This is a genomic window from Paenibacillus sp. FSL H7-0350, assembly GCF_038593195.1.
Classification (GTDB): domain Bacteria; phylum Bacillota; class Bacilli; order Paenibacillales; family Paenibacillaceae; genus Paenibacillus_AQ.
On the sequence record NZ_CP151972.1, the window covers coordinates 3,296,340 to 3,321,601 of the forward strand.

Sequence of the window (25,262 nt, forward strand, 5' to 3'; positions counted from 1 at the left end):
TCAAGCTTGATCGCCTGAAAACTGAATCCGAAACGAATCTGCGTGATAGAAATTTGGATAAGCCCTCGACCGATTAGTATTGGTCAGCTCCATGCATTGCTGCACTTCCACCTCCAACCTATCTACCTCGTCGTCTTCAAGGGGTCTTACATACTGGGAAATCTCATCTTGAGGGGGGCTTCACGCTTAGATGCTTTCAGCGCTTATCCCGTCCGTACGTAGCTACTCAGCCATGCTCCTGGCGGAACAACTGATGCACCAGCGGTACGTCCATCCCGGTCCTCTCGTACTAAGGACAGCTCCTCTCAAATTTCCTGCGCCCACGACAGATAGGGACCGAACTGTCTCACGACGTTCTGAACCCAGCTCGCGTACCGCTTTAATGGGCGAACAGCCCAACCCTTGGGACCTACTTCAGCCCCAGGATGCGATGAGCCGACATCGAGGTGCCAAACCTCCCCGTCGATGTGGACTCTTGGGGGAGATAAGCCTGTTATCCCCAGGGTAGCTTTTATCCGTTGAGCGATGGCCCTTCCATGCGGTACCACCGGATCACTAAGTCCGACTTTCGTCCCTGCTCGACTTGTAGGTCTCGCAGTCAAGCTCCCTTATGCCTTTGCACTCTGCGAATGATTTCCAACCATTCTGAGGGAACCTTTGAACGCCTCCGTTACTCTTTAGGAGGCGACCGCCCCAGTCAAACTGCCCGCCTGACACGGTCCCCGTACCGGATTACGGTACTAGGTTAGAACCTAGATACGATCAGGGTGGTATCCCAACGGCGCCTCCGCAGAAGCTTGCGCTCCTGCCTCAACGGCTCCCACCTATCCTGTACAGATCGTACCCAAATTCAATATCAAGCTGCAGTAAAGCTCCATGGGGTCTTTCCGTCTTGTCGCGGGTAACCTGCATCTTCACAGGTATTAAAATTTCACCGGATCTCTCGTTGAGACAGCGCCCAAGTCGTTACGCCATTCGTGCGGGTCAGAATTTACCTGACAAGGAATTTCGCTACCTTAGGACCGTTATAGTTACGGCCGCCGTTTACTGGGGCTTCGGTTCACAGCTTCGGGTTTAACCCCTAACCACTCCCCTTAACCTTCCAGCACCGGGCAGGCGTCAGCCCGTATACTTCGCCTTACGGCTTCGCACAGACCTGTGTTTTTGCTAAACAGTCGCTTGGGCCTTTTCACTGCGGCCCCCTCGGGCTATTCACCCTACCGAGGCACCTCTTCTCCCGAAGTTACGAGGTCATTTTGCCGAGTTCCTTAACGAGAGTTCTTCCGCGCGCCTTAGAATTCTCTTCTCGCCTACCTGTGTCGGTTTGCGGTACGGGCACCTTCTCCTGACTAGAGGCTTTTCTTGGCAGTGTGAGATCATGACCTTCGCTACTATAATTTTCGCTCCCCATCACAGCCTGGCCTTAATAGTGTGCGGATTTGCCTACACACCAGCCTCACTGCTTAGACGGACATCCATCAGTCCGCGTCACTACCCTCCTGCGTCACCCCATCGCTCATAGCGGATTACGGTGGTACAGTAATTTCAAACTGTTGTCCTTCGACTACGCCTTTCGGCCTCGCCTTAGGTCCCGACTTACCCTGAGCGGACGAGCCTTCCTCAGGAAACCTTGGGCTTTCGGCGGATCAGATTCTCACTGATCTTTTCGTTACTCATACCGGCATTCTCACTTGTATGCTGTCCAGCGCTCCTTACGGTACACCTTCAACCCACATACAACGCTCCCCTACCCCAGATGCAAAGCATCTAGCCATAGCTTCGGTGGTGTGTTTAGCCCCGTTACATTTTCGGCGCAGAGTCACTCGACCAGTGAGCTATTACGCACTCTTTCAATGGTGGCTGCTTCTAAGCCAACATCCTGGTTGTCTGTGCAACTCCACATCCTTTCCCACTTAACACACACTTGGGGACCTTAGCTGATGGTCTGGGCTGTTTCCCTTTTGACAATGGATCTTAGCACTCACTGTCTGACTCCCGGCAAGAAGTTAATGGCATTCGGAGTTTGACTGAGCTTGGTAACCCTTGCGGGCCCCGCACCCAATCAGTGCTCTACCTCCACCACTCCATTCACCGAGGCTAGCCCTAAAGCTATTTCGGGGAGAACCAGCTATCTCCGAGTTCGATTGGAATTTCTCCGCTACCCCCACCTCATCCCCGCATTTTTCAACATGCGTGGGTTCGGGCCTCCAGTGCGTGTTACCGCACCTTCACCCTGGACAGGGGTAGATCACACGGTTTCGGGTCTACGTCCACATACTGAGTCGCCCTATTCAGACTCGCTTTCGCTGCGGCTCCGGCTTCTCACCTTAACCTTGCATGTTAAACGTAACTCGCCGGTTCATTCTACAAAAGGCACGCCATCACCCATAGAAAGGGCTCTGACTTTTTGTAAGCACACGGTTTCAGGTTCTATTTCACTCCCCTTCCGGGGTGCTTTTCACCTTTCCCTCACGGTACTGTTTCACTATCGGTCGCCAGGTAGTATTTAGCCTTAGCAGATGGTCCTGCTGGATTCATACGGGGTTTCACGTGCCCCGCACTACTCGGGATCCGTCTCGGAGAGAACACAGTTTAGGCTACAGGGCTTTTACCTCTATCGCGGGCCTTTCCAGACCTCTTCGCCTACCATATTCCTTTGTAACTCCATGTGAGACGTCCCACAACCCCAAGAGGCAAGCCCCTTGGTTTAGGCTGTTCCGCGTTCGCTCGCCGCTACTGACGGAATCACTATTGTTTTCTCTTCCTCAGGGTACTTAGATGTTTCAGTTCCCCTGGTCTGCCTCTGCATTTCCTATGTATTCAGAAATGAGTAACTGCGAATTACCACAGCTGGGTTTCCCCATTCGGACACCCCCGGATCAAAGCTTGCTTACAGCTCCCCGAGGCAGTTTCGTTGTTCGCCACGTCCTTCGTCGGCTCCTGGCGCCTAGGCATCCTCCGTGTGCTCTTAGTAGCTTAACCAACGTTCCGGTGTTTTGCTTGTTTGCACAATCAAAAACCTTCACTTTGTAGCAACTAATAACTATTTCAACTTGCTTACACAAGTTTCAGCTAAAAGATGTTCTAAAACGCAAATTCGTTTCGGTATCCAGTTTTCAAGGATCAAGGTAAAGATGAGAGCTTAAACTCTCAAAACTGACCAACGAGTGAGTATTCGAACCCAAGGGTTCTTTTTGGAAGCAAAGCTTCCGATTTGAATGTCTTCGTTGCAGAAGACGATTCTCCATAGAAAGGAGGTGATCCAGCCGCACCTTCCGATACGGCTACCTTGTTACGACTTCACCCCAATCATCTACCCCACCTTCGGCGGCTGGCTCCCTTGCGGGTTACCCCACCGACTTCGGGTGTTGTAAACTCTCGTGGTGTGACGGGCGGTGTGTACAAGACCCGGGAACGTATTCACCGCGGCATGCTGATCCGCGATTACTAGCAATTCCGACTTCATGCAGGCGAGTTGCAGCCTGCAATCCGAACTGAGACCGGCTTTGCTGGGATTGGCTCCACCTCGCGGCTTCGCTTCCCGTTGTACCGGCCATTGTAGTACGTGTGTAGCCCAGGTCATAAGGGGCATGATGATTTGACGTCATCCCCACCTTCCTCCGGTTTGTCACCGGCAGTCACTCTAGAGTGCCCAGCTTAACCTGCTGGCAACTAAAGTCAAGGGTTGCGCTCGTTGCGGGACTTAACCCAACATCTCACGACACGAGCTGACGACAACCATGCACCACCTGTCTCAACTTTCCCCGAAGGGCACCTGATGCATCTCTGCTTCGTTAGTTGGATGTCAAGACCTGGTAAGGTTCTTCGCGTTGCTTCGAATTAAACCACATACTCCACTGCTTGTGCGGGTCCCCGTCAATTCCTTTGAGTTTCAGTCTTGCGACCGTACTCCCCAGGCGGAGTGCTTACTGTGTTAACTTCGGCACCAAGGGTATCGAAACCCCTAACACCTAGCACTCATCGTTTACGGCGTGGACTACCAGGGTATCTAATCCTGTTTGCTCCCCACGCTTTCGCGCCTCAGCGTCAGTTACAGCCCAGAAAGTCGCCTTCGCCACTGGTGTTCCTCCACATATCTACGCATTTCACCGCTACACGTGGAATTCCACTTTCCTCTTCTGTACTCAAGTCACCCAGTTTCCAGTGCGACCTCAGGTTGAGCCCAAGGTTTAAACACCAGACTTAAATAACCGCCTGCGCGCGCTTTACGCCCAATAATTCCGGACAACGCTTGCCCCCTACGTATTACCGCGGCTGCTGGCACGTAGTTAGCCGGGGCTTTCTTCTCAGGTACCGTCACTCCGGCAGCAGTTACTCTACCGGACGTTCTTCCCTGGCAACAGAGCTTTACGATCCGAAAACCTTCATCACTCACGCGGCGTTGCTCCGTCAGGCTTGCGCCCATTGCGGAAGATTCCCTACTGCTGCCTCCCGTAGGAGTCTGGGCCGTGTCTCAGTCCCAGTGTGGCCGTTCACCCTCTCAGGTCGGCTACGCATCGTCGCCTTGGTGGGCCATTACCCCACCAACTAGCTAATGCGCCGCAGGCCCATCCCCAAGCAGCAGATTGCTCCGCCTTTCATTCTCTCCTCAGGAGAAAAAAGAAATTATCCGGTATTAGCTACCGTTTCCGGTAGTTATCCCAGGCTTGAGGGCAGGTTGCCTACGTGTTACTCACCCGTCCGCCGCTAAGTTTGAAAGGAAGCAAGCTTCCTTTCAAACTCCGCTCGACTTGCATGTATTAGGCACGCCGCCAGCGTTCGTCCTGAGCCAGGATCAAACTCTCCAAATTGGTATTTAGAAAGAGCGATTGCTCATTTTGAAACATCTGACGAGAATTTACATTCTCTAATTTGGATCTCGCCGAAGCGATCTCCGATACTCACTCGTTGTTCAGTTTTCAAAGATCAAGTTCATCTTTCGTCGCTGTTTTTTGTCTCAGCAGCGACCTTTATAATATATCACAGCGACCTCGTTTTAGTCAACCTTTTTTTAATTTTCTTTTTTCGGCTGATTTACGACTGCATTGCTGCGCATCGTTATGTCAGAGGGACGAGTTATAATTTATCATAAGAACTACACCCTAGTCAACCCTAAATATTCTGTTCCGTTCCAGCTCTTCTGCAAACCTGGACAAATAAAAAAAGAGAGTACATTTACTCTCTCCATTCTCCCGCTAATGCTATCTATATAAAGCTGTTACCGCCAGTAGGCGATTTGTGAATTTAAAGGGTATAACGAATGGCATGACCGTCTCCAGCTTCAACTGCCCAGGAGGCGATCTCCCGAATTAATGAACGGGAAACCAGCTTGCGAAGCACAAGCGGCAATTCTGCCTGGAGCGGGCTGAGCCCCGAATGCTGCAGAAGCTCCTTAATACTCCACGCCTCCTTGCGACTGCCCAGGATATGAAGCAGCATGGTACAGCAATCCTCCATTTTTGACATGAGGGCAAATTCACAGGCAAGCAGGATAAGCTCGATTCTCTGGTCCAGCGTCTCTGTGCTGATAGTCAATTCTTCATATAGCTTATGGACCGGTGAGTTCAGACTTTTCACCTGTCCCCATACTGCCGGTTCCGGGAAATACCCCGCTTCACTCACTTCAATGCGCGCCCAATGATACAAGGCAATGAGTACGCAATTATAGGCATCCATGGTACAGCCTGCTTCAATGTATCGCTTGGACTTAATATACATATGTAAAAAACGGGCGAATTCCATAAACAGCACCCGTTCTTTGAGCGGGCCCTCAAACTGAGTGAGCTGCTTGCGCATCTCTGCCAAGATCCCTTTCGGGTCCCAGAGTACCTCTCCGGATATCAGGCTGCTAAGAAGCTCGTTGTTATCCCCGGCCATTACAGCACGTTCCAATGCAGATAGACCTACATGCACCGATTGCGTCCGCTTATCACCGGCAATGCTATGGGTTATGATGCGTTCCGTCTCCTGTTCTTCGTGCAGCAGAAGAACCACCATATCAAAATCGTGCAACAGCGCACTCTGAAACGTGGCATCCCCTCTTTGCCGCCAAGCAACGGCTCCCAGAACATTCTCCTCAAATGTCTCCCCGCTTAATAGGGTCAAATTGGACAGTTCCATACTTCCCTCCATCAAATTTGGCGATTTTGCGTCCGTCAGTTATAATCTCTATACATAAGCTTATTCTACATATTCATGCCAGTTCCTCCTGAACAACCGAACTATATTTCAGTTAGGAGATCATACTCATGAAATTTAAATCGGCTAAAATCAATGCTTTTCGCACCTGGGGACTGCTTCTGACCATGCTGGGCATGGGTCTCATGATCATGGGAACCGCAGGCATTGTATTCTGGGGATCTGCCGGAAAAGTCGTCGCTGCTGTCGGTCTTGTCATTGGACTCGTCTCTATGATGGCCAGTCTGGCTATTTATTTCTGGGCGGGCATGCTCTCAACCAGTGCGGTTCAGGTGGAATGTCCAGAGTGCCATAAGCTGACCAAAATGCTGGGCAAAACTGACCGCTGTATGTTCTGCCATACCATCCTCACCATGGACGCTGCACAAGCAACCATTACTGCCGAAGAGCTTGAAACCCAGCAACTGAAACACTAATCCTCTCCATGCAGTTCTTACTGATATTATGCATTTATTAAGAGACAAGGTAATGTAAGAATAGTATTGTCTGCCAAAAAAGGTGTTGTCCACTGTAGGACAACACCTTTTTATAATGGAATCATCTTATTTAATAATTCCCTTCAATGCTTCCCATGCCTCCGGACTGGCGAAGCTCCGGTTCCAGGCTGCCACACCGCCCAGCTTCAAGGATTGGGCCAGCTCTACCCTGGCTGTGAGCGAGGTGCTGTCCTCGATCCAGATTTTGCGGAGAACATCATCTTCCTTATACTCTACGTAATTCTGTCCGGCTTCCTTATCGAAAACCGGTGTCAGCTTCTTCTCGGCGATAATTTCCTTGACCGCATTCATGCTGACGGCCTTGGAGCTTACTTTGGTCTTGCCCTTCTCGGTGGTTTCCGTCCAGATCCGCGTATAGAGCGGCACTCCCAGAATCAGTTTCTCTGACGGCACCTTATCCTCCTCGATAATCCGGTTCATAGAGGTCTTAACCCATGGTAGAGAGGCTACTGATCCTGCAACCGGACTGGCTGCCCAGTGCTCGTCGTAGGCCATTACAACCAGGAAGTCGGATACGGCGGCAAGCGCCGGGCGGTCGAGGAACAGGGACCACATCTCGCTCTTAGACTTCGGCGTCACATCAATAGAGACAATCAGATTCCGGCTCTGGGCCATTGGCTTCAGTTCCCGCATGAATTGGGTTACGTTTGGTCCATCCTTGGTATACACATTCTCGAAGTCGATATTAATCCCGTCTAAGTTATACAGGTCTGCATACTTAAGCATCTGCACAATGGCATTCATCCGATTGTCATACGTGGATAAGGCTTCAGTAGTCAAATCGGGTTCAAAGCTGTTGCTCAGCAGCCCCCATACCTCCATCCCTTGATTATGCGCCCAATCCACATAAGAGCGGTCCGCCTGGCTGCGCACATTCCCCTTCACATCAATAATGCTGAACCAGGTGGGGCTAACCACGTTAATTCCAGGCAAGGCTGCGAATTTGGCCGGATTCGGCTTGCGTTCGTACACGGCTTCCCAGAACATGTTAACCGGCTTGTCCTTCCAGCTGCGCTGCGCACGTGTAGGTGTCTCGGGCTTTTTCTCTACAGTTCGGGTACCGTCTTCAGTAATATCATCTGCCTGGGCGTAGCCCGAATAACCATTATCAAGCTGAGCGTATACCCAGTCCCTAGTATCCGTATTCCAGATCCGTACAACATCGCCAGGATTCATATCGGCAAAAATCGGTGCATGCACCGAAGGTTCACTGCGCAGGGCTTTCGTTTTCCCGCCTTCTTTACCCTTCACCTTGCCAAGCGGCACCGATTCTCCCGCAGTCATTAGCAGCACCGCACCGGTATTCGTATCCTCTTCGATCTCGAAGCCGTACAGATTCTCCAGTGTATCTGCCGGAAGATAGGTCACTTTATCTTTAACCTCGGGAGCAAGGCGAAGCTGCAGAGGTTCATTGTTCAGAGCTGCGTCCTTGGATTCCTCCTGCATGTACAACAGACTGCTGTCCGTTGAGAGGATAACTGATTTGCTCTCTTTTTCATAACGGATAGAAGGATCTACATATTCCTGCAAAAAAGGCAGCGGTAAAAGCAGTCCGTCCCCCGTACCCGATGCTGAATAGCCGGTAAGCTGTCCCTTCACAAAAATCGGCTTGTCCAGCCCCTTCCAGTCCGGGTCCAGATGCTGGCGGTTAGGCAGTACATAATAAACAACCCAAAAGGCTGCGGCGGCTATGATGACAAGTCCCAATAAGCGGCGAGTAAGACTTCCACGCTTCGTGACGCGTCTTTGTCTCTGTCTTCTGTCCAAAATAGGTCCTCCAAACCATTCGTTGAATTTTAAAAGCAGGCAATACTTCTGTTAAGTATACGCCATGCAGGCGTGCTTGGTTGCGCGAATCTCTTGGAAGGTTTGTATTTTTGTAACAGCTCATTATTTCTTTAATCAAAAAAGCGTGCAGAATCCGTATTCGGACTCTACACGCTTATAGGTATTATTCCATTCAGTGCTGCTTCTCGCCGCAGCCTTTGCACACACCGTACAACTCCATACGCAATCCATGAATCTTGAAGCCTGTGGCCTGTTCGGCCTGCAGCTCTACCTCATGAAGAGTGGAATAGCTGAAATCCTCAATCTTACCGCATTCCTGGCAGATAACATGATAATGATCAGATACATTGGCGTCGAAACGGCTGGAATTATCACCGTAGGTCAGCTCACGGACCATACCTGCTTCCATGAACATCTTAAGATTGTTATACACAGTTGCCACACTCATGCTCGGAAACTGAGGCTCAAGCGCCCGGTAGATGTCGTCTGCCGTAGGATGATTCATCGCTTCCATCAGATACGTTAGAATCGCATGACGCTGAGGCGTAATACGGACACCAGTTGTCTTGAGTTGCTCCAATGCATGCTGTACGCCACTACCCATCCATGCCACCGCCTTTGATTATACAACTTAATAATAATTCTAATGTAATTGTATGTCTCTGCTTTTAGCGTTGTCAATGAAGTCATTACATTATATTTATTATTATATAATAAAAATTCCTTATTTCAATATTTGCTCACATTTAAATTGCTGTTTCCGTCTACGCGCAGCTTGAATTCGCCGGTTCCGATCTGGCCGGAAAGCACTTTTTTGTCAATCACGAGTCCTGGCAGGTCTGTTACGATATCCCCGTAGCCGCTGGAGCCCTCCACCGTATAATTACCCGTCAGCGGCAGGAACAGTTCAATATCCCCCACTGCACTGTAAATATCCCAGTCTCCCCCGAAGTCCCCGGAGCGGATGCTGATCCGGCCGTTCAGGGATTCAGCATGCAGCTTGGCTCTTGCTCCGGATACCTCCACATTGCCGTTCTTCGTGGACAAATCCAGCGCTTCCCCGCTGTCATATGCCGTAATATTGCCAACCGCCGTTGACAGCTTCAGAGAGCCTCTGACGTCCCAGGCCCCCATATCGCCTCCGCTTGTCCCCAGCTCCACATTGCCCAGGACATCTCTGGCGCGCACCGCTCCGTTCAAGGTTTTACCTTTTACATTGCCGTAAATGCGGTGCAGGATCAGCTCCCCGTTCCCGGTCTCCAGCGAGATGTCGGCAATGGCTTCCACATTCTGCAGAGTAATTCCGCCATTCATCGTACGGACGTTCAGGTCGAACCGCCGGTCTTCCGGCAAGGAGATATCGAGGTTGATCCGCGGCTGGCGTTTGCCGGATTCACCATAAGCTTTACTCTGGGGTGTAATCTTGATCGTTGTTCCCTCTGTCACCTCGACAAAAGACTGGTCGGCTATGGATTCAGCCAGTACCCCGTCCAACTGGTCCACCCATACGGTTGCCGTAATCTCGATATCCTCCACAGCCGCCCGGTGAATGAGAATGTCTCCATTAATAGCGTCAATATTGACCTTGGAGGTGTTCAGTTCGACCGGAACCATCAGCGGAGCCTTCTGATAAGAGCTTCCTTCCGCTTCCCCGTAATCGACTGCCGCCACGGTCAGGTTAAGACTCACTTTGTTCCACAAATGCAGATAGTGCTCCTGCTCGGTTACGATAAACACACATGCAGCCAGTATTACCGCAGAGAACAATCCCCGCAGATCCATCCTCGCTCTTCCGGCAGCACCGTTCTGCTTCAACCGGCGGAAAAGAATATAGATCAGCAGATACTCTACTCCCCATAATACCGGAATGATGGGCCACCATTTGAGCAGCAGCATCATATAATCTGTTCCATCGAGCCAGTCCAGGAGAAGCAGGATTCCGACAGCAGCCAGCGTTACTGAGGCCGTATATCTGCCGATCCGCCGCTTCTTCCGCTCCTTGTCCTTACGCGCTATGGAGTCCCTGGCCATCTCTCTGATTCCCATAAGCAGGCCAAGGCCAATTAGCACCACGGAGGCGGCAGCACCGGCAGAGGTCTCAATGAATCCCCGAAGCCAAGGCGGCTTTTGCTGGAAAAGAAAAAGCAGTGCCCCGCCGATAAGCAGCAGGAGGCCAAAGGAAATCCCCGGCTCGCTGATCCTTACCCGGCGTCTTGAGGTTGTACTTGCACTCATGGTCTCCAGCTCTTCAGGATCATGGTCTTCAGGAAAACGCAGAATCCGGTCTGCAGTCTGGAGCGCGTCAAACACATTATAGAAGTATAACACCGGGATCAGCAGCCCCAGTAAAATCAGCAGCGGTACATTAATTTGCATCCCGATAGATGAGAAATACAGCAGTGCCACAATATCCAGCACAATTAGGAAAATGACAGAAATCCCTTTGCGGAGCAGCCCGAGATAGAGATGTCCCGTGCCGGGAAGCACTGCAGCAAGCAGGCCGGCTATAAATTTACGTTTGCGCGGACGGCGCTTGGGACGGGGAGGGATGTAGGGGGCCTTCAATTCTCCGTCTGCTTCAGACAGCGGCATGCCTGCCTCGTTCTCTTCCTCCCCCACGGGAAGCTCCTCATGATTCTGATAACCGGAATTCATTCTCAGTACTCCTCCTTTCTAAAATGGGATGTACTTGTCATTTCAGCCTGCCTGCCCGGTGGAATTCCAGCAGTTCTACTCCCGGAACCACCTCTTCGGACCCGGCAGGAATGAACCCGTGCTTGGTATAGAGCGTCACTGCCGGAAGATTCAGCTTCCCTGTAGATACGATAAACTGCTCCATCTCCGCATAACGGGCAAAGATAAATTCTAATAGTCTTCCGGCCACACCTTGGCGGAAATGGTCCGGGCTGACCATCATCCGGGTAACCGTTAGCTTGCCGGGAGACTCCTCGATAACTGCAACAGCGCCCAGTAGCTCCTCCGTCTCATCGAAGCAGCCATAGAAATCCTCTGTAACCCGGCTGAGCATGTCCCTCGTCTCCAGCAGCGGCGGTATGTCACGAAACCCGATGATCTCCGCCTCCAGGCGGTAGGCCTTATGCTGAAGGCTCCACAGCTCATCAAGCAGGAACTCATCCTGCAGATTCAGCTTCACGATTGTATCCATCCGTACATTCCCCTTATATACTGCACAGAGCCTGCCGTTGCCGACAAGCCCTGTGTCCAAGATTCTATGATCTATTACCCAAAAGCAGTCTATCTGTTCAGCACTTCTGCGAGCAGAGTGTTCGCAAGACCCGGGTTAGCCTTCCCTTTGCTCGCCTTCATGACCTGGCCTACAAGGAAGCCGATGGCTTTTTGCTTGCCAGCCTTGTAATCTTCGACCGATTGCGGATTGGCCGCGACCACTTCCTCAACAATTCGTTTGATCGCCCCTTCATCGCTGATCTGAACAAGGCCTTGCTCTTCCACGATTACCGCCGGCAGCTTCCCGCTCTCCAGCATTTCTTTGAATACTGTTTTGGCGATCTTGCTGCTGATGGTTCCGCCTGCGATCAGGCCGATCATCTCGCCCAGTCCCTGCGGCGTAATCTTCACCTGGGATAATTCCAGATTGTTGCTGTTCAAATATCCGAGCAGATCGCCCATCATCCAGTTGGCGACAGCCTTAGCATCCTGCGTGAAGGCAAGACTGCCCTCGAAGAAGTCCGCAAGCGGCTTGGAGGAGGTGAGCACTCCGGCATCATAGGCAGTCAGACCATACTCCTCACTGTACCGGGCCTGCCGGGCATCCGGCAGCTCAGGGATTGTGGAGCGGATCGCTTCCTTCCAGTCCTCCCCAATATGCAGCACAATCAGATCCGGGTCCGGGAAATAACGGTAATCATGGGCTTCCTCCTTGCCGCGCATGGACAAGGTCTTGCCTCCGGCTTCATCCCAGCGGCGGGTCTCCTGTACAACAGTTCCTCCGTCATCCAGAATCTCTGCCTGGCGGAACTGCTCATATTCAAGGCCACGGAGCACACCGCGGAAGGAGTTCATATTCTTCAGCTCCGCACGGATACCGAATTCTTCCTGGCCTGCCGGCCGCAGGCTGATGTTAGCATCACAACGCATGGAGCCTTCCTCCATCTTCACATCGGACACATCACAGTACTGCATAATAGCGCGGATCTTCTCCAGGTAAGCACGCGCTTCCTCCGGCGAACGCAGATCAGGCTCAGACACAATCTCAATCAGCGGCGTCCCCACACGGTTGAAGTCAACCAGTGAAGCGAAGCCTCCATCCACATGCGTCAGCTTACCCGCGTCCTCTTCCAGATGAAGACGGGTAATTCCGATCCGCTTGGTCTCGCCGTTCACTTCAATATCAATCCAGCCGCCGAGGCCGATAGGCTGATCGTATTGCGAAATCTGGTAGGCCTTCGGGGAGTCGGGGTAAAAATAGTTTTTGCGGTCGAATTTGCTGACATCGCCGATCGTACAGTTCAGAGCCATTGCCGCTTTCATGGCATACTCCACCGCTTGGCGGTTCAGCACCGGGAGTACACCGGGGTGACCGAGACAGACCGGACAGGTGTGCGTATTAGGCGGCGCGCCGAATTCAGTGGAGCAGCCGCAGAAGATTTTGGACTTGGTATGAAGCTCCACATGAACTTCCAGCCCGATGACCGTTTCATATTTAGACATAGATAATCTCATCCCTTAAAAGTTTATGGTCAACTACTTCAAGCTACAGTTGCGGGCGGGCCTTGTGATGCTCTGTATGTTGTTCAAAGGCATGCGCAACGCGCAGTACCGTACTCTCATCAAACTCCTTGCCGATAATCTGCAGGCCGACAGGCAGGCCTTCCGCGAAGCCGCAAGGGATGCTGATGGCAGGAATACCGGCCAGGCTGACAGGAATGGTAAGGATATCATTCAGATACATGGTCAGCGGATCTTCGGTCTGCGAACCCAGCTTGAAGGCTGTGGTTGGCGCAGTCGGCCCGATGACAACATCATACTTGCGGAATACTTCGTCGAAATCCTGCTTAATCAAGGTACGGACCTTCTGCGCCTTCAAATAATAGGCATCATAATATCCGGAGCTGAGCGCATAGGTGCCGAGCATGATCCGGCGTTTGACTTCAGGGCCGAAGCCCTGGCTGCGGGAATTATGGTACAAATCCAGTAATCCGCCCCCATCATCCACACGCACTCCATAACGGACACCGTCAAAACGGGCCAGGTTGGAGGAAGCCTCCGAGGAGGAGAGCAGATAATAAGCAGCTACAGCGTACTCCGTATGCGGAAGGGAAACCTCTTCCCATATGGCGCCAAGGCCTTCCAGCACTTTAAGCGCTGCGAGCACCGATTCACGGACCTGGGCATCCACACCTTCACCCAGGTATTCCTTAGGTACGGCAATTCGCAGACCCGAGATGTCACCGGTCAGCGAGCTCAGATAATCAGGTATGTTAACCTTAGCTGAAGTGGAATCCTGGGCATCGTAACCGGCAATTGCCTGCAGGACGTATGCGGAATCCTCCACGGTACGGGTAATCGGACCGATCTGATCCAAGGAGGAAGCAAAAGCGACCAGGCCATAACGGGAGACCAGGCCATACGTAGGCTTGAGGCCGACTACCCCGCAATAGGAGGCTGGCTGGCGGATAGAACCACCAGTGTCTGAGCCGAGGGTGAAGAAGACTTCCCCGGCTGCAACCGCTGCTGCCGAACCGCCGCTCGAACCGCCTGGAACACGCTCCAGATCCCATGGATTGCGAACAGCGCCGAAGCTGGAATTCTCATTGGACCCGCCCATGGCGAACTCGTCCATGTTCAGCTTGCCCATAGTGACGGCATCGGCCTGACGCAGCTTGTTGACTACGGTCGCATCATAGACCGGCTGGAAATTGGTGAGAAACTGGCTGGCACAGGTGGTGCGCAGACCTTGGGTCACAATATTATCCTTAATACCGGCAGGCAGTCCGAAGAGCAGACCGCGGGAAGCACCGGATGCCAGCTTGTCATCAAGCTCGCGCGCCTTAGCGCGGGCTCCCTCTTCATTCAGTGTCAAAAAGGCATGAACCTTGCTGTCACGCTCCGCAATGACGGACAGCGAATCTTCGGTCAGCTCACTGACCGAGACCGCTTTGGTGTTCAGCATGTTATGTACTTCAGGTAATCGGTATTGAAACAGGCTCAACTTGCTTCCTCCTCTCAGGTATGGGGTTATTCCAGAACAGCGGGAACCTTGAAATGTCCTTCTTCGTCTTCCGGTGCGTTAAGCAGCGCTTCCTCTTGGGTCAAGCTCTCCTTCTCCACATCGTCACGCATTACATTGCTTACCTGCAGCACATGGGTGGTCGGCGGAACATTCTCGGTATCCAGCTCATTCAACTTCTCGGCATATTGTAAAATAGCATTCATTTGTTCGGTGAAGGTAGCCTCTTCTTCCGGGCTTAATTGCAGGCGGGCCAGCTTGGCCACATGCTGCACATCTTTGACGGTGATGCTCATAATGGATATCCCTCCTGTTTAAAGGGCTAAAGCGCCCGGATAACGTTTTTAATTATAGGGTAGACGGCCTTACAATTCAATGCGCTTGTCGATTGAGGGGATACATGGAGAGTAAGTATGTAGAATTCCCGTGCTGGCGGAGCGGCACTCCGGATTGTTGTATGTTGGGCAGGTTTAATGAGAATTAGCAGATCGAATACGAGATTGTTGTATGTTGTACATGATTAATGCAGCTTTGGTGCTTGAATACCCAGATTGTTGTACGGTATACAGAATTCCTTCAGGTTAACAGACTAAAACTCACCAGAAGGTTGTATTTCGTGCAGGATTTGCAAAGACTGACGGGTTGTAGGGCAACAATATTGTACTTTGTGCAGGATATATGGCGGGATGGCGGGATGGCGGTTGGCAGAGGATGGATTTCCGGGGTTAGAGTTTTGAGGTAGGATCGTATAAAGACAAAAAAGCCGGCATTCGCCGGCTCTTACTTAAATCCAAGCGCGAAGATTCACCTGCTTGATGAAATCCGCCTGGGACAAACTTTCTGGGGATGTTGTCTCTATCTCTTCCGCTTCAACTTCCTCGCCGTTCATCAGGTGATGAAACAGCTTCTCGTTGTACGTTGACAATGCATAATCTATCAGCGCTTCGTGCGTGGCTCTCTCAGCTTCTGCTACCAGCAATTGTTCCTCGGCCTCAATATCCTCTGCCGTAACATAGAAATTCCGGTTAGCTTCGGGAACACGAATGACATAATCAAACGCATTATCAGGATTGCGGTCGTAAGCAATCAGGTAGCCATAGTCTCCGATAGGAAGACTCTGCTCAAAAGCGTCTGCGACAATGACAATCTTCTCTCCTAAACGCAGCATCATCCTACCTCCTGACCAAAATCTATCATGGTTCTGCTTGTTTCAACAGTCTACTAAAAAAAGATAGAGCTGTCCAGCAGCAGGATGATGGTACGATGAATTTCCGCAGAAAATACTCTGAAAATTCATGAAAGATCGCTTTCTTATCGTAAAGCTTGCTAGACTGGCAATTTATTCCTTGCAGCCAGCAGTGAGGCACCGGCAATACAAATCATAATCAAGAGTACTGCGGAGACAATCGGTGCCAAGCTCACTCCGGTACCTCCATCTGCAAGTACACCGGCAGACATTCCCGGCAGAGCAGCAGGCATCCAGTTCAGCTTAACTGGCAACAGGCCATGGACGAGACTCATGACCGCTGCCAACAAGAGAGACAGGCCGGCAGCAGCAGGCCCGCGCAGCCAGGCACTAAAGAGCAGCGTAAGCGACACCGCACAGAGCAGCCACAGCGCATACAGTCCAGACGCTGCAATCACGTCCTGCCAGGATAAAGCCCCCATAAGCTGTACTGTATAATAAGCCGCTCCCGCTGCCCCCAGCCCCATTGCAATAACCAGTACCGTGAAGTTCGCGGTCCATTTGGCTGCAACAACGGATATAGAGGAGACCGGCTTCGCCATTAACAGTTCGGAGGTGCCGCTGCTGCGCTCTCCTGCCAGACTGTTCATCGTTCCCAGCACCAGAATCAGCATACCAATTGTTCCATACTGGCCCAAGGCCTGAGCCATTACAGAGGACGCGGCCGGTCTCTCCATATTCTCCATCAATCCAGCAGGGACATTGGAAGAGAACGCCAGGATATCCGCCATATAAAAGCTGATCAGCGGCTGCATAATTCCCAGAACAATAAACACCACGGGAACCCATATCAGCTTATAGCTGCGCACATTCTCCAGCATCTCCTTCAAATATAGAGCCCAAAGCTTCCTCATGTTCCCACCACCTTCATGAACAGGTCCTCCAGTGTCGATGAGCCTGCTTCAAATTGCAGCAGCGGAATATCCAGCTCTACGGCTTCCTGTAATAGCGTCCGGCGGGCAAGCCCTACATCCGTGACGTTGAACACGGCCTTGCCATCCGAAATAAGCGCTTCTTCAATAAAATCCCTGTGTCTAAGCCCTTCTAGCCAGCGGATAGCCGAAGCTTCCTTCCCTGTAGTGAGCCGGATTACCGGCAGACTGTATTCTGCGCGGAGACTGGACAAGGTTCCTTGAACGGCTATGGTCCCCTGGTTCATCAATACGACATCATCGCATATCTCTTCCGCATCATGCAGCACATGCGTGGAGAAAATAACGGTTGTCTGCTCCCGGATGTCCCTAAGCAGCTCCATGACTTCCCGGCGTCCGATAGGATCAAGCGCGGAGACCGGCTCATCCAGCAGAAGCAGACGCGGGCGGTGTACCAGGGCCTGGGCCAGCCCCAAGCGCTGCTTCATCCCCCCCGAATATCCGCCAATCCGCCGCCGTGCCGCAGAGCCTAGTCCCACACGCTCCAGCACAACGCCCGATGCCGCTGCAGCCTCCCGTGCATTCATTCCGCTCATCTTGGCGGCAAATAAGATATATTCGTGCCCGCTCATCCAATTGTAAAAAGCCGGGGCTTGCGGCAGATAGCCCAGTTGCCGGCGGTAATCCGTCCCCGGAGCCCCGTCAAAAGTGATCGTTCCCGCAGTCTGCGGCAGAAGGCCGGCAAGCATGCGCAGCGTTGTAGTCTTCCCGGCTCCATTGGGTCCGAGCAGCGCGACACAGCGTCCTGCTTCAATTCCAAAGCTGATGCCATTCACTGAGGGATGCCCCTTAAAGCTCTTGTGAAGATCCTTAACCTCTAGCAGCGGCATCAGAACTCTTTCCTTCCCAGTGTGAAATAAGCCACACTGCCCAGCAGATTGCCAAAAATCAAGAATAGAACCCACATCCATTTCGGTCCGCGTACCTGCTCTGTCTTGCTCAGAGAAATCAGACCGATGATTGCCAGTATTACCTGCAACGCAAGCAGCGGCCCAATCAATCCCCAATTCAAATCATTCATAGCCATATCCTCCTTATCTCCCGGGCAATCAGCTATTGTCTCAGCGGCTCCTTCCGGCCTTCCGTTTGCGCTTATCTGGAAGAACTACAAACAGCAGGTAAAATACTGCCGGTGAGGGTACAACGGTAAGTCCCCAGATTCCCCAGAACCAGGCCTTCATTCCCTGACCTCTGTTCCTGGCATCACGGAACAGCCAGGTTCCCTGCAGCAGCAGCACAGCTGCAAGAATCATCCAAAACCAAATAGGTATCTCCTGCAGCTCCTTCACGCTTATGATTCCTCCCGCCCGTGTCTGATCCGCGCTGCTCCCAAGCTGCCAAGTGCGCTCAGAATGAACACTGCCTGCAGACTCCAATACAGCACCGGCGCTGTGCTTAGAATAGAAATCACTATGGTAACCAGCACAAGAGCCACTAGAATGAATAGCAGCAGTTCCTTACGGCGCCGCTTCCTCCGGCGGACAGCTTCCCCGGCAATAAGCTGCTCCAGCTCCGGCAAGGAGGGCGGAGTAACATCGGCATACAGCATATCCAGATGATCCAGCTCCGCGGACAGCTTACCCAGCAGCTCCTCGTCACTCTTAAACCTCATCCTCATTCAGCTCCTTTCGCAGTTGACCCAGTCCGGCAGCTACCCGTGATTTGACCGTTCCGGAAGGGATCTCCAGCATCTCCCCGATCTCATCATAGCTGTACCCATAATAATGCTTCAGCAGCACAGCCATTCTGTGCGCAGAGGATAGACGCGACAAGGCATCGAGCACTTCACTCCACTCCATATTCCGGCTCTCAAAGCTCCAGCGTAAACTGCGGTTCCCCTGCTCCTGCATCTGTCTCTCCCGCCACTGTGCCTCCCGGCTCCAGCGCCGCTTACGGTCAATGTACAACCGGCTGCCAATGGTAATCAGCCATGAAGAGAATGCCGAGGTCCCGTTGTAAGTCCCGATCTTCTCCATGCATCTGACCATTGTGTCCTGAGCAATCTCTTCCGCAAGCAACGGGTCAAGTGTCGCTTTGATCAGATACTTGTACAGGAAGGGATAATGCTCACGCAGCAGCACGGCCAGTGCAGCAGCGTCACCCCGCTGTGCCTGGCTGATCATCTCCAGCGTCCTGTCGCCCATAGCCCCTCCCCTTATCTCTTCTGTCACACCTGTAATACGTCTATGTAATAGTTATCGTTCATTCAGAGTCAGAATTATTCTGCAGCTCCCACAGTCTGCGTCTCCATGGCTGAATAGCCCCCTTGCCTCCGGGAAAGCTCCAGAACAACGTATATTTAGTATCACTCTTCCCGGCCGGATCATTCACTTCATTCCGCTCCGCTATCAATGAATTATTCGCTTCCAATTCCCCATAATCCAACTGGCAATGCATATTATCCTTCATTCTGCTTCCCCCTGAAAAATTCATATCTATAGGCAAAAAAAAGAACGCAAACCGGGATTATTCCACAGTCTGCGTGCTTCGCGAGGTAAATGTTACATTTAATTAACCATATTGTAACAATCTGGCCCTGGCTTGTCTACCTCTAATTTCCCGGTTTGTGTCAAATCCGGCCAGAAGATGTCGTTACAATGCAAAATCATCCCAAAAGATATACCATTCTACATCGGGACATAAGGGTTGTGAAGCTTCTCATAGCCGATTGAGGTTCGCGGACCATGTCCGGGGAACACTCTCACTTCCTCATCCAGCCGGTAGAGCTTGCCGCGGATCGAGTCAATCAGATCCCGTTCTCTGCCGCCTGGAAGATCGGTACGTCCTACTCCCATTTTGAACAAGACATCACCGGCGAACAAATCATTCCCGCATAAAAAGCTGACGCTTCCCGGCGAATGTCCCGGCGTATGCATGACACGGAAAGAAAGGCCGAGCAGCTTCAGAATTTGGCCTTCCGCCAGATCGTACTCTGCTGGATCTGTGCTGATGGGAGGCGTGGTATCAGGCCACATCAAGGAGCCGTTCAGCTTCGGGCTGCCCAGCCACTCACTCTCCAGCGGATGGATATAGACCGGGCACTTCTTGGCTTTGCGGACCTCGTCCAGCCCGGCAATATGGTCGAAATGGGCATGTGTCAGCAGAATCGCCTCAATCTCCATTCCCTCGGCGCCGCGGAGAAGACCCGCAGGATTAGCCCCCGGATCAATGATGACACCGCGCTTAGGGTCTGCCCCCGTCAGAAGATAGGCATTGGTCTGGAGTGCCCCCAGATTATAAGAACGAATATTAAGCATCGGCATTAGAATCCGGAGATCAGACTGCGCAGCTCTTTGGCGATAACTGCGTGTGATTCCGTTCCTTCTCCGTAGGCTTGCCCCATTGCTTTGCGCACTTCGGTAATTTTGCTGTCATAGTCCGCTGCTTCGCGGTCCGGGTTCTCCCGTTTGAATTCTCTCATCAGGGTCTGGACATGCTCCGGACGCGGTCCCCACTGCCCCAGTACATAACCTCCGGTATCCGCAAAAATCACGATAGGAACGGAGCGTCCGCCCATGGTCAGGAAATTGTCCATCAGCTCCTGGTTCTCTTCGAGAATCAGCACTTCCGTCTTGATGCCCGCAGTCTCCAGAATCCGGAAGACGACCGGAACATTGCGGACCACATCTCCGCACCAGTCCGCAGCCAGAATCAGCACACGCAGATCATCACGGTGATTCAGGCTCTCGAAATATTCCCGGTCACTCTCGTCTTCCCAGGCGAACTTCTCATACCAGGCTTCAAAAGCCTGCTGGTTCTTCGTCATGGCTTCCACGAACTGGCGCGGAGTCAGGCCTTGGCCAAATTTGGATGCTACATTCTGCTTCATACTGCACTACCCTTCTTTTTGGATTTGTACCACTTGAACAGGAAATACAGAATAATTACCGCAATAGCGCCAAGAAGAATCTCATGAGTGTACTTGGCTGCGACCTCATCAATGGTCTTCCACTTGTCCCCAAGCGTATACCCCAGATAGACAAACAACGCGCTCCACGGAATGACTGCAAGGGTTGTCAGCATAGTGAATTTGCCCAGCGGCATGCGGGAAATACCGGCCGGAACGGAGATGGCATGACGGACAACCGGGATAAAGCGGGCTGTAAATATCACACCGGTCCCATACTTTTGAAACCATTCTTCGGAGTGGTCAATATGCTTTTTGGAGATAAAAATGTACTTGCCGTACTTCTCCAGCACAGGCCTGCCGCCATAACGGCCAATCCAATAAACAAAGATCTGGGCGATGACTCCCCCGACGGTACCGAACAGCACCGCACCAAAAAAGTTAATATCGCCTTGTGAAACCAAATAGCCGCCAAAAGCCAGGACAATCTCACTTGGAATGACTTCAATCATAAGGCCGATCATAATCCCGAAGTAACCCAAAGACTGAATCCATTCAAACAATTGTGAAATGACATCAGATATAAAGTGCACTGCAGGTCTCCTCCCGTATGGCGTAATAGCCTGGTATTCTGCTGGCAGAACCCATCTGCTTAACCGCTCTATGTATCCAGCTTCTCCTAGCCTATTCTAGCATATGCAGGCTTACGACTTCTACTTAAGGAATACAAGCGTAAACGGCTCTGCTGTTCTTTTAAAGAACGGTAGCGGTTCGGCGGGAAATAGAAGGATAATTTATAGCGTGAAGCATATAAATTCCTCTATTTGGAAGAAAAGCGCCTTCGCGTGAGTTTCTGCATTGACAAAGATTGGAATCGAGTCATATTATATATTTAGATAATTATTTAAATATCGAAAGGAGGATATGGAGTTGAATGAATCGTTCAAAGCGCTCGCCGACCCGACCCGGAGGCAAATTCTCCGGCTGCTGCGTGAAAAGGACCGGACGGCCGGGGAAATCGCCGATTTTTTCAATATGACGAAGCCCAGCATCTCTCACCACCTCAATGCGCTGAAGCACGCGGGGCTGGTGCAGGACGAACGTAACGGGCAATTCATCGTCTATTCGCTGGACTCCACGGTACTTGAAGAGGTGCTTGGCTGGTTCCTGGAATTGACGGGTACAGGCAAGGGAAGCAGGGACCATCAACCGGATGCTCAGACGGATGCTGGCTCAAAGGGCTCCGGGACCAAAGGAAAAAGTGAACCGCACGCTATTAAACATACGGAGGATGAACATTGATGAAGAATTTCACATGGAAGTGGCAGGATACGCTGATTGTCATTCTCGGGCTCCTCTCACTGGGCTACGCGCTGGTGAATTACGGCAAGCTGCCGGATCAGCTGCCCGCCCAATTCAGTATAACGGGCAAGGTCAATACTTACTGGAGCAAGGGTTCGGTTATTGCCTTGTTCTCTTTTTTGGGCTTGATTTTCCCGCTCGCGATGCAGTTCATACGCAATGTTGACCCTAAGGGAGAGAATTATAATAAGTTCCCGGGCGCTTACAAAATGATCCGTCTCACCGTTGCCGTCATCTGTGATGCCGCCCTTGTCCTGTCGGTCAGTTACGGGCTGGATGTGCAATTTCCTGCAGGAAAATGGGCTACTGTAAGCATAGGGCTGCTGCTGGCTGTAATCGGAAATTTCCTGCCGCAGATCAGGGATAATTATTTCACGGGAGTCCGCACGCCCTGGACGCTGCATAACCCTGCCGTATGGCGGAGAACCCACCGTTTCTCCGGAAGGATGTGGGTGACCGGCGGTCTGCTGATTGCGCTTGCGGCCTTCATGCCCGTTACGCTGTCGATCAGCATGATCATCACCGCTCTGGTAATCATGATTATTCTCCCTATTGTGCACTCATGGCTGATCTCGCGGCGTGTTAAAGCTTGAGATTAGTCGGGGGATGGGTAGGAACTGAGGCTCGGGTGAGGGGCGGCTGTGGGAAGTCCTAGGGTGAGGGTGAGACTGCGGTCATTGTGCTGCTAGGTTCACCGCAGCGGCGATCAAGCCCCGAGTTCAATATGAGGCGCGTCTTATTTATTATTGGAGCTAAGTGACGCCTGGGACTGTAAATGTGTTAACTCAAGATAGATCCCTTCGCTCTGCGGAAGTAGGGTGAAGTTGCGGTCATTATGCTGTGGTCCTCTGTCCTCCTCCTTGGTGGTTAGCAGGCTGTACTGCCGCATCAGCTCTAGTCCCGCCGCCGCGCTATCCTCCGCTATACGTCTGTCTCCCTCTGCCAAGCTGCGTTCCCCCATCTCAAGCATTCCTCTTAAAGCAGCAAGCCTTCTGGCAGCATTAAAGTGATCCGTCTGTTGACTGCGGCGGACCCAGTACAGCGCTTCTCCAGGATTACCGCCCCGCAGATAACTTGCCGCAAGCTCCCCATGGAGAGCAACATCCCCTGGAGAGAATGACAGGCTTCGCAACAACAGATCAACCCCCTGCTTCTGTGGAAGCAGACGCGATAAAGCAACCGCAGCCTGAGGCTCTCTCGGATTCCATCTCAGTGATTCCTGCAGCAGCTTAATTCGTATCGCAGGATCACTCTCCCTAACCGCCTGCTTGAATAAGGCAGACCCCTTCATTGCCTCGAAGGAAAGACCGCTGCACAGAAGGGTCAGCCCGCAGAAAACGCTTATGCCTGCATAAACCCATAATCGGTGAGGCCACTTCCTTCGCTGGCAAGGACGCTTGCTGCGCTGCCAACGGGAGTCATGCAGAGCTGTAGAGTCAACCGTCCTAATAGTCAGGCTATTTGCTTCGGCAAATGCCCAAGCGGGCAACAGGAGCAGCAGCAACCAGACCAGTCCATAGCTCCAGTCGAAATCAGCTGCGCTATGCAGAATGATCACGAGCAGAGGCGGAAGCAGCCTTGGTGACGCCTTGAATACCAGCCCTCCTGCGGCCAGGAGCAGCAGCAGGACCGCAGCCAGACCCGCCATCCCGAGGTTCAGCAGGATGTCGAGGTAACCGCTGTGCACCTGGCTGCCCACGTAGGGGCGTGACTGGGCGGCAAGGTACGTATGCCGCCAGGTCTCACCCCCGCGCCCCAGCCAGGGCGCCTCTGCCGCGAGCTTCCAGGCGTCGCGGTAGAACAGTCCGCGCGCGTCGGCCGTCGGTGACGGCCCGGTGATCCGCGCGCGTACCAGCAGCAGGACGGCGCTGGCCGCCGCCGTCCAGCCCGCCGCCGCCAGTGCCAGCACGGCGGCGCGGGACCCGCCCGCCGCATGGCAGCTGCGGCGGTGCAGCCATAGGCCGGCCAGCCACGCGCCGGCCCAGAGCCCGGCCAGCAGCAGCAGGCCGGGCAAGGGCTCTACCGCCAGCCCGGAGCGGGCCAGCTGGCGGTAGAGCAGCGCCGCCGCGGCAACGGGGGCGGCGCCGGTGATTAGAAGCGGCACGAACAGTTGCCGCTTCAGGAGAAGGGCTGCGGCGCCGGCGGCAGCCGCAGCCAGCCATGCGCCGCGCGACTCGCTGAGCAGCAGCGCGGCGGCGTACGGGAAGAGCGGCAGCAGGCGCGCCGCTCTTAGCCAGTGCGCAGCGGACCAGGTTCTGGTCCGCTCTCCATGGGTGCCTGCACCTCCACCCACCTTGCCCGCTCTGCTGACACCAGCACGCGCCGAACTATTGCTGCACGTACCCGAACCCTCTGCACCTACCTCACCCGCTCCACTGACATCCATACGCTCAGCATTATTTCCCGCATCCGCACCTTCTGCACCTAACTCATCTACTCCGCTGACACTCGCACGCACCGCACTGCTGCCTGCATCTCCCTTATCTACTCCGGCTACAGCCACGCCTCCAAGCGCACCATTCTTCTCCCCATCCGCTGCTTTCCCAGAATCTCCAGACCCGAAGCTATAAGCGGCAGCAAACAGCCGTTCCAGCAGATACACAGCCATCACCGCACCAAAGGCATTCGGATACTGAAGCAGCCCTGCCAGCCTCGCACCAGTGGCACTGACTCCGGGAGATTGGGTATACGCCACCGCATAAGGAACCGGGAGACCTCCGCAGACCGCCAAAAGAGCCGACAAACTAATAGTGATTCCAAGCATATGCCACACTGCTGCAAGAAGAGTTCCTCCCCGACGGGTTCTTGCCGCCAACAAAGCGAATGTCACAAAGCTAGTGTAGAAGCCTGAGCGCAGCATTTCATGTAGTGTTCCTTGCGCAGATACAGGATTGCCCAGTGCCTGGATAGCATACAAGAGACAGAGTAGCAGACAACCGCTGAGTAACCCCCATACAGCCAGCCCCCTCCCTCTACCTGCACTGCCAGCCAGCTCCCGTATATTCTCTCTGCGTTCAGACTGCTCCTCTACTTGTACCCCTCTACCACCCGCCATATAGATAAGTAGCAATCCCAGTAAGACTCCGCATAAGCCAAACCACACCGTCAGGAACAAATACATCTCCCCGGTGAAAAAGAACCCTCTCAGCACACAGGCCGCCATCCCCGCTGCTGTTAACGCCAA

At 52.8% G+C, this 25,262-nt stretch carries 22 protein-coding genes, 2 rRNA genes and 1 pseudogene; 3 read left to right on the forward strand and 22 right to left on the reverse strand.

Annotated features, from left to right (window positions below):
- Positions 1–53 precede the first annotated feature (53 nt).
- From NYE24_RS15055 to NYE24_RS15065, 3 genes are all read right to left on the reverse strand, one after another.
- A 23S ribosomal RNA gene (locus NYE24_RS15055) occupies positions 54–2,982 on the reverse strand.
- A gap of 268 nt (positions 2,983–3,250) precedes the next feature.
- Positions 3,251–4,811, reverse strand: a 16S ribosomal RNA gene (locus tag NYE24_RS15060).
- The 16S and 23S rRNA genes sit together here, the layout of an rRNA operon.
- 433 nt (positions 4,812–5,244) lie before the next feature.
- Entirely contained in the window at positions 5,245–6,120 is an 876-nt protein-coding gene (locus tag NYE24_RS15065; RefSeq protein WP_036696296.1) for a nucleotidyltransferase-like protein, read from the reverse strand.
- 128 nt (positions 6,121–6,248) lie between these two features.
- Here NYE24_RS15065 and NYE24_RS15070 point away from each other — a divergent pair, with 128 nt between their 5' ends.
- Entirely contained in the window at positions 6,249–6,614 is a 366-nt protein-coding gene (locus NYE24_RS15070; protein ID WP_036696297.1) for a DUF2614 family zinc ribbon-containing protein, read from the forward strand.
- 126 nt (positions 6,615–6,740) lie between these two features.
- Here the strand turns inward: NYE24_RS15070 and NYE24_RS15075 are convergent, their stop codons facing one another.
- The 18 genes from NYE24_RS15075 to NYE24_RS15160 form a co-directional block, all read right to left on the reverse strand.
- Complete coding sequence (locus NYE24_RS15075; protein ID WP_036696299.1) at positions 6,741–8,462, reverse strand: glycosyl hydrolase family 18 protein; 1,722 nt, start codon at positions 8,460–8,462, stop codon at positions 6,741–6,743.
- A gap of 193 nt (positions 8,463–8,655) precedes the next feature.
- Complete coding sequence (locus NYE24_RS15080) at positions 8,656–9,087, reverse strand: Fur family transcriptional regulator (RefSeq protein ID WP_036696300.1); 432 nt, start codon at positions 9,085–9,087, stop codon at positions 8,656–8,658.
- A gap of 125 nt (positions 9,088–9,212) precedes the next feature.
- On the reverse strand, positions 9,213–11,138 hold the full coding sequence (locus NYE24_RS15085) for a DUF4097 family beta strand repeat-containing protein (protein WP_342479013.1): 1,926 nt from the start codon (positions 11,136–11,138) through the stop codon (positions 9,213–9,215).
- 37 nt (positions 11,139–11,175) lie between these two features.
- Positions 11,176–11,649 carry a GNAT family N-acetyltransferase gene (locus tag NYE24_RS15090; RefSeq protein WP_076159807.1) on the reverse strand — a complete coding sequence of 158 codons (474 nt, stop codon included), beginning with the start codon at positions 11,647–11,649 and terminating at the stop codon, positions 11,176–11,178.
- An 89-nt stretch (positions 11,650–11,738) separates the two neighbouring features.
- Positions 11,739–13,184, reverse strand: a complete 1,446-nt coding sequence (gatB, locus tag NYE24_RS15095) for an Asp-tRNA(Asn)/Glu-tRNA(Gln) amidotransferase subunit GatB (protein WP_036696305.1) — start codon at positions 13,182–13,184, stop codon at positions 11,739–11,741.
- 31 nt (positions 13,185–13,215) lie between these two features.
- Entirely contained in the window at positions 13,216–14,673 is a 1,458-nt protein-coding gene (gene gatA / locus NYE24_RS15100) for an Asp-tRNA(Asn)/Glu-tRNA(Gln) amidotransferase subunit GatA (RefSeq protein WP_036696306.1), read from the reverse strand.
- A gap of 26 nt (positions 14,674–14,699) precedes the next feature.
- Positions 14,700–14,987, reverse strand: coding sequence for an Asp-tRNA(Asn)/Glu-tRNA(Gln) amidotransferase subunit GatC (gene gatC, locus NYE24_RS15105; protein ID WP_036696307.1), 288 nt, complete (start codon positions 14,985–14,987; stop codon positions 14,700–14,702).
- Positions 14,988–15,475: 488 nt separating this feature from the next.
- The gene (locus NYE24_RS15110; protein ID WP_036696310.1) at positions 15,476–15,859 is read right to left on the reverse strand and encodes a hypothetical protein; all 384 of its coding nucleotides are present in this window, start codon (positions 15,857–15,859) and stop codon (positions 15,476–15,478) included.
- A gap of 158 nt (positions 15,860–16,017) precedes the next feature.
- Entirely contained in the window at positions 16,018–16,791 is a 774-nt protein-coding gene (locus NYE24_RS15115; protein WP_036696311.1) for an ABC transporter permease subunit, read from the reverse strand.
- A complete protein-coding gene (locus NYE24_RS15120) occupies positions 16,788–17,699 on the reverse strand; it encodes an ABC transporter ATP-binding protein (RefSeq protein ID WP_036696313.1) in 912 nt (303 codons plus the stop codon). The genes NYE24_RS15115 and NYE24_RS15120 overlap by 4 nt, the downstream gene beginning before the upstream one ends.
- Positions 17,699–17,890: a PLD nuclease N-terminal domain-containing protein gene (locus NYE24_RS15125; protein ID WP_036696316.1), complete on the reverse strand. Its 192-nt coding sequence runs from the start codon at positions 17,888–17,890 to the stop codon at positions 17,699–17,701. Before NYE24_RS15125 ends, NYE24_RS15120 begins: the two co-directional genes overlap by 1 nt.
- Before the next feature lie 40 nt (positions 17,891–17,930).
- On the reverse strand, positions 17,931–18,122 hold the full coding sequence (locus NYE24_RS15130; RefSeq protein ID WP_143804361.1) for a hypothetical protein: 192 nt from the start codon (positions 18,120–18,122) through the stop codon (positions 17,931–17,933).
- A gap of 38 nt (positions 18,123–18,160) precedes the next feature.
- Positions 18,161–18,481 (reverse strand): YxlC family protein, encoded by a 321-nt coding sequence (locus NYE24_RS15135; protein WP_036696320.1) that lies wholly within the window; start codon positions 18,479–18,481, stop codon positions 18,161–18,163.
- Positions 18,471–19,013 (reverse strand): RNA polymerase sigma factor SigY, encoded by a 543-nt coding sequence (sigY, locus tag NYE24_RS15140; RefSeq protein ID WP_036696322.1) that lies wholly within the window; start codon positions 19,011–19,013, stop codon positions 18,471–18,473. The genes NYE24_RS15135 and sigY overlap by 11 nt, the downstream gene beginning before the upstream one ends.
- Positions 19,014–19,071: 58 nt before the next feature.
- Entirely contained in the window at positions 19,072–19,278 is a 207-nt protein-coding gene (locus tag NYE24_RS15145; RefSeq protein ID WP_036696324.1) for a hypothetical protein, read from the reverse strand.
- 218 nt (positions 19,279–19,496) lie between these two features.
- Positions 19,497–20,126, reverse strand: coding sequence for an MBL fold metallo-hydrolase (locus NYE24_RS15150; RefSeq protein WP_076159828.1), 630 nt, complete (start codon positions 20,124–20,126; stop codon positions 19,497–19,499).
- Positions 20,127–20,131: 5 nt separating this feature from the next.
- Positions 20,132–20,698 carry a thioredoxin family protein gene (locus tag NYE24_RS15155; RefSeq protein ID WP_076159804.1) on the reverse strand — a complete coding sequence of 189 codons (567 nt, stop codon included), beginning with the start codon at positions 20,696–20,698 and terminating at the stop codon, positions 20,132–20,134.
- Positions 20,695–21,309, reverse strand: coding sequence for a DedA family protein (locus tag NYE24_RS15160; protein ID WP_036696330.1), 615 nt, complete (start codon positions 21,307–21,309; stop codon positions 20,695–20,697). The genes NYE24_RS15155 and NYE24_RS15160 overlap by 4 nt, the downstream gene beginning before the upstream one ends.
- A gap of 337 nt (positions 21,310–21,646) precedes the next feature.
- Here NYE24_RS15160 and NYE24_RS15165 point away from each other — a divergent pair.
- Positions 21,647–21,895: pseudogene (locus tag NYE24_RS15165) on the forward strand (autorepressor SdpR family transcription factor); the annotation flags it as partial.
- Between the two features lie 122 nt (positions 21,896–22,017).
- Complete coding sequence (locus tag NYE24_RS15170; RefSeq protein WP_036696331.1) at positions 22,018–22,671, forward strand: SdpI family protein; 654 nt, start codon at positions 22,018–22,020, stop codon at positions 22,669–22,671.
- Between the two features lie 143 nt (positions 22,672–22,814).
- Here NYE24_RS15170 and NYE24_RS15175 read toward each other — a convergent pair whose 3' ends face one another.
- A complete protein-coding gene (locus NYE24_RS15175) occupies positions 22,815–25,262 on the reverse strand; it encodes an O-antigen ligase family protein (protein WP_342479014.1) in 2,448 nt (815 codons plus the stop codon).

Coding starts and splice junctions, on each gene's coding strand:
- NYE24_RS15065 (WP_036696296.1), bottom strand. CDS start 6,120: ATGGAACTGTCCAATTTGACCCTATTAAGCGGGGAGACATTTGAGGAG.
- NYE24_RS15070 (WP_036696297.1), top strand. CDS start 6,249: ATGAAATTTAAATCGGCTAAAATCAATGCTTTTCGCACCTGGGGACTG.
- NYE24_RS15080 (WP_036696300.1), bottom strand. CDS start 9,087: ATGGGTAGTGGCGTACAGCATGCATTGGAGCAACTCAAGACAACTGGT.
- NYE24_RS15085 (WP_342479013.1), bottom strand. CDS start 11,138: ATGAATTCCGGTTATCAGAATCATGAGGAGCTTCCCGTGGGGGAGGAA.
- NYE24_RS15090 (WP_076159807.1), bottom strand. CDS start 11,649: ATGGATACAATCGTGAAGCTGAATCTGCAGGATGAGTTCCTGCTTGAT.
- gatB (WP_036696305.1), bottom strand. CDS start 13,184: ATGAGATTATCTATGTCTAAATATGAAACGGTCATCGGGCTGGAAGTT.
- gatC (WP_036696307.1), bottom strand. CDS start 14,987: ATGAGCATCACCGTCAAAGATGTGCAGCATGTGGCCAAGCTGGCCCGC.
- NYE24_RS15110 (WP_036696310.1), bottom strand. CDS start 15,859: ATGCTGCGTTTAGGAGAGAAGATTGTCATTGTCGCAGACGCTTTTGAG.
- NYE24_RS15115 (WP_036696311.1), bottom strand. CDS start 16,791: ATGAGGAAGCTTTGGGCTCTATATTTGAAGGAGATGCTGGAGAATGTG.
- NYE24_RS15120 (WP_036696313.1), bottom strand. CDS start 17,699: ATGCCGCTGCTAGAGGTTAAGGATCTTCACAAGAGCTTTAAGGGGCAT.
- NYE24_RS15125 (WP_036696316.1), bottom strand. CDS start 17,890: ATGAATGATTTGAATTGGGGATTGATTGGGCCGCTGCTTGCGTTGCAG.
- NYE24_RS15130 (WP_143804361.1), bottom strand. CDS start 18,122: ATGATTCTTGCAGCTGTGCTGCTGCTGCAGGGAACCTGGCTGTTCCGT.
- NYE24_RS15135 (WP_036696320.1), bottom strand. CDS start 18,481: ATGAGGTTTAAGAGTGACGAGGAGCTGCTGGGTAAGCTGTCCGCGGAG.
- sigY (WP_036696322.1), bottom strand. CDS start 19,013: ATGGGCGACAGGACGCTGGAGATGATCAGCCAGGCACAGCGGGGTGAC.
- NYE24_RS15145 (WP_036696324.1), bottom strand. CDS start 19,278: ATGAAGGATAATATGCATTGCCAGTTGGATTATGGGGAATTGGAAGCG.
- NYE24_RS15150 (WP_076159828.1), bottom strand. CDS start 20,126: ATGCTTAATATTCGTTCTTATAATCTGGGGGCACTCCAGACCAATGCC.
- NYE24_RS15155 (WP_076159804.1), bottom strand. CDS start 20,698: ATGAAGCAGAATGTAGCATCCAAATTTGGCCAAGGCCTGACTCCGCGC.
- NYE24_RS15170 (WP_036696331.1), top strand. CDS start 22,018: ATGAAGAATTTCACATGGAAGTGGCAGGATACGCTGATTGTCATTCTC.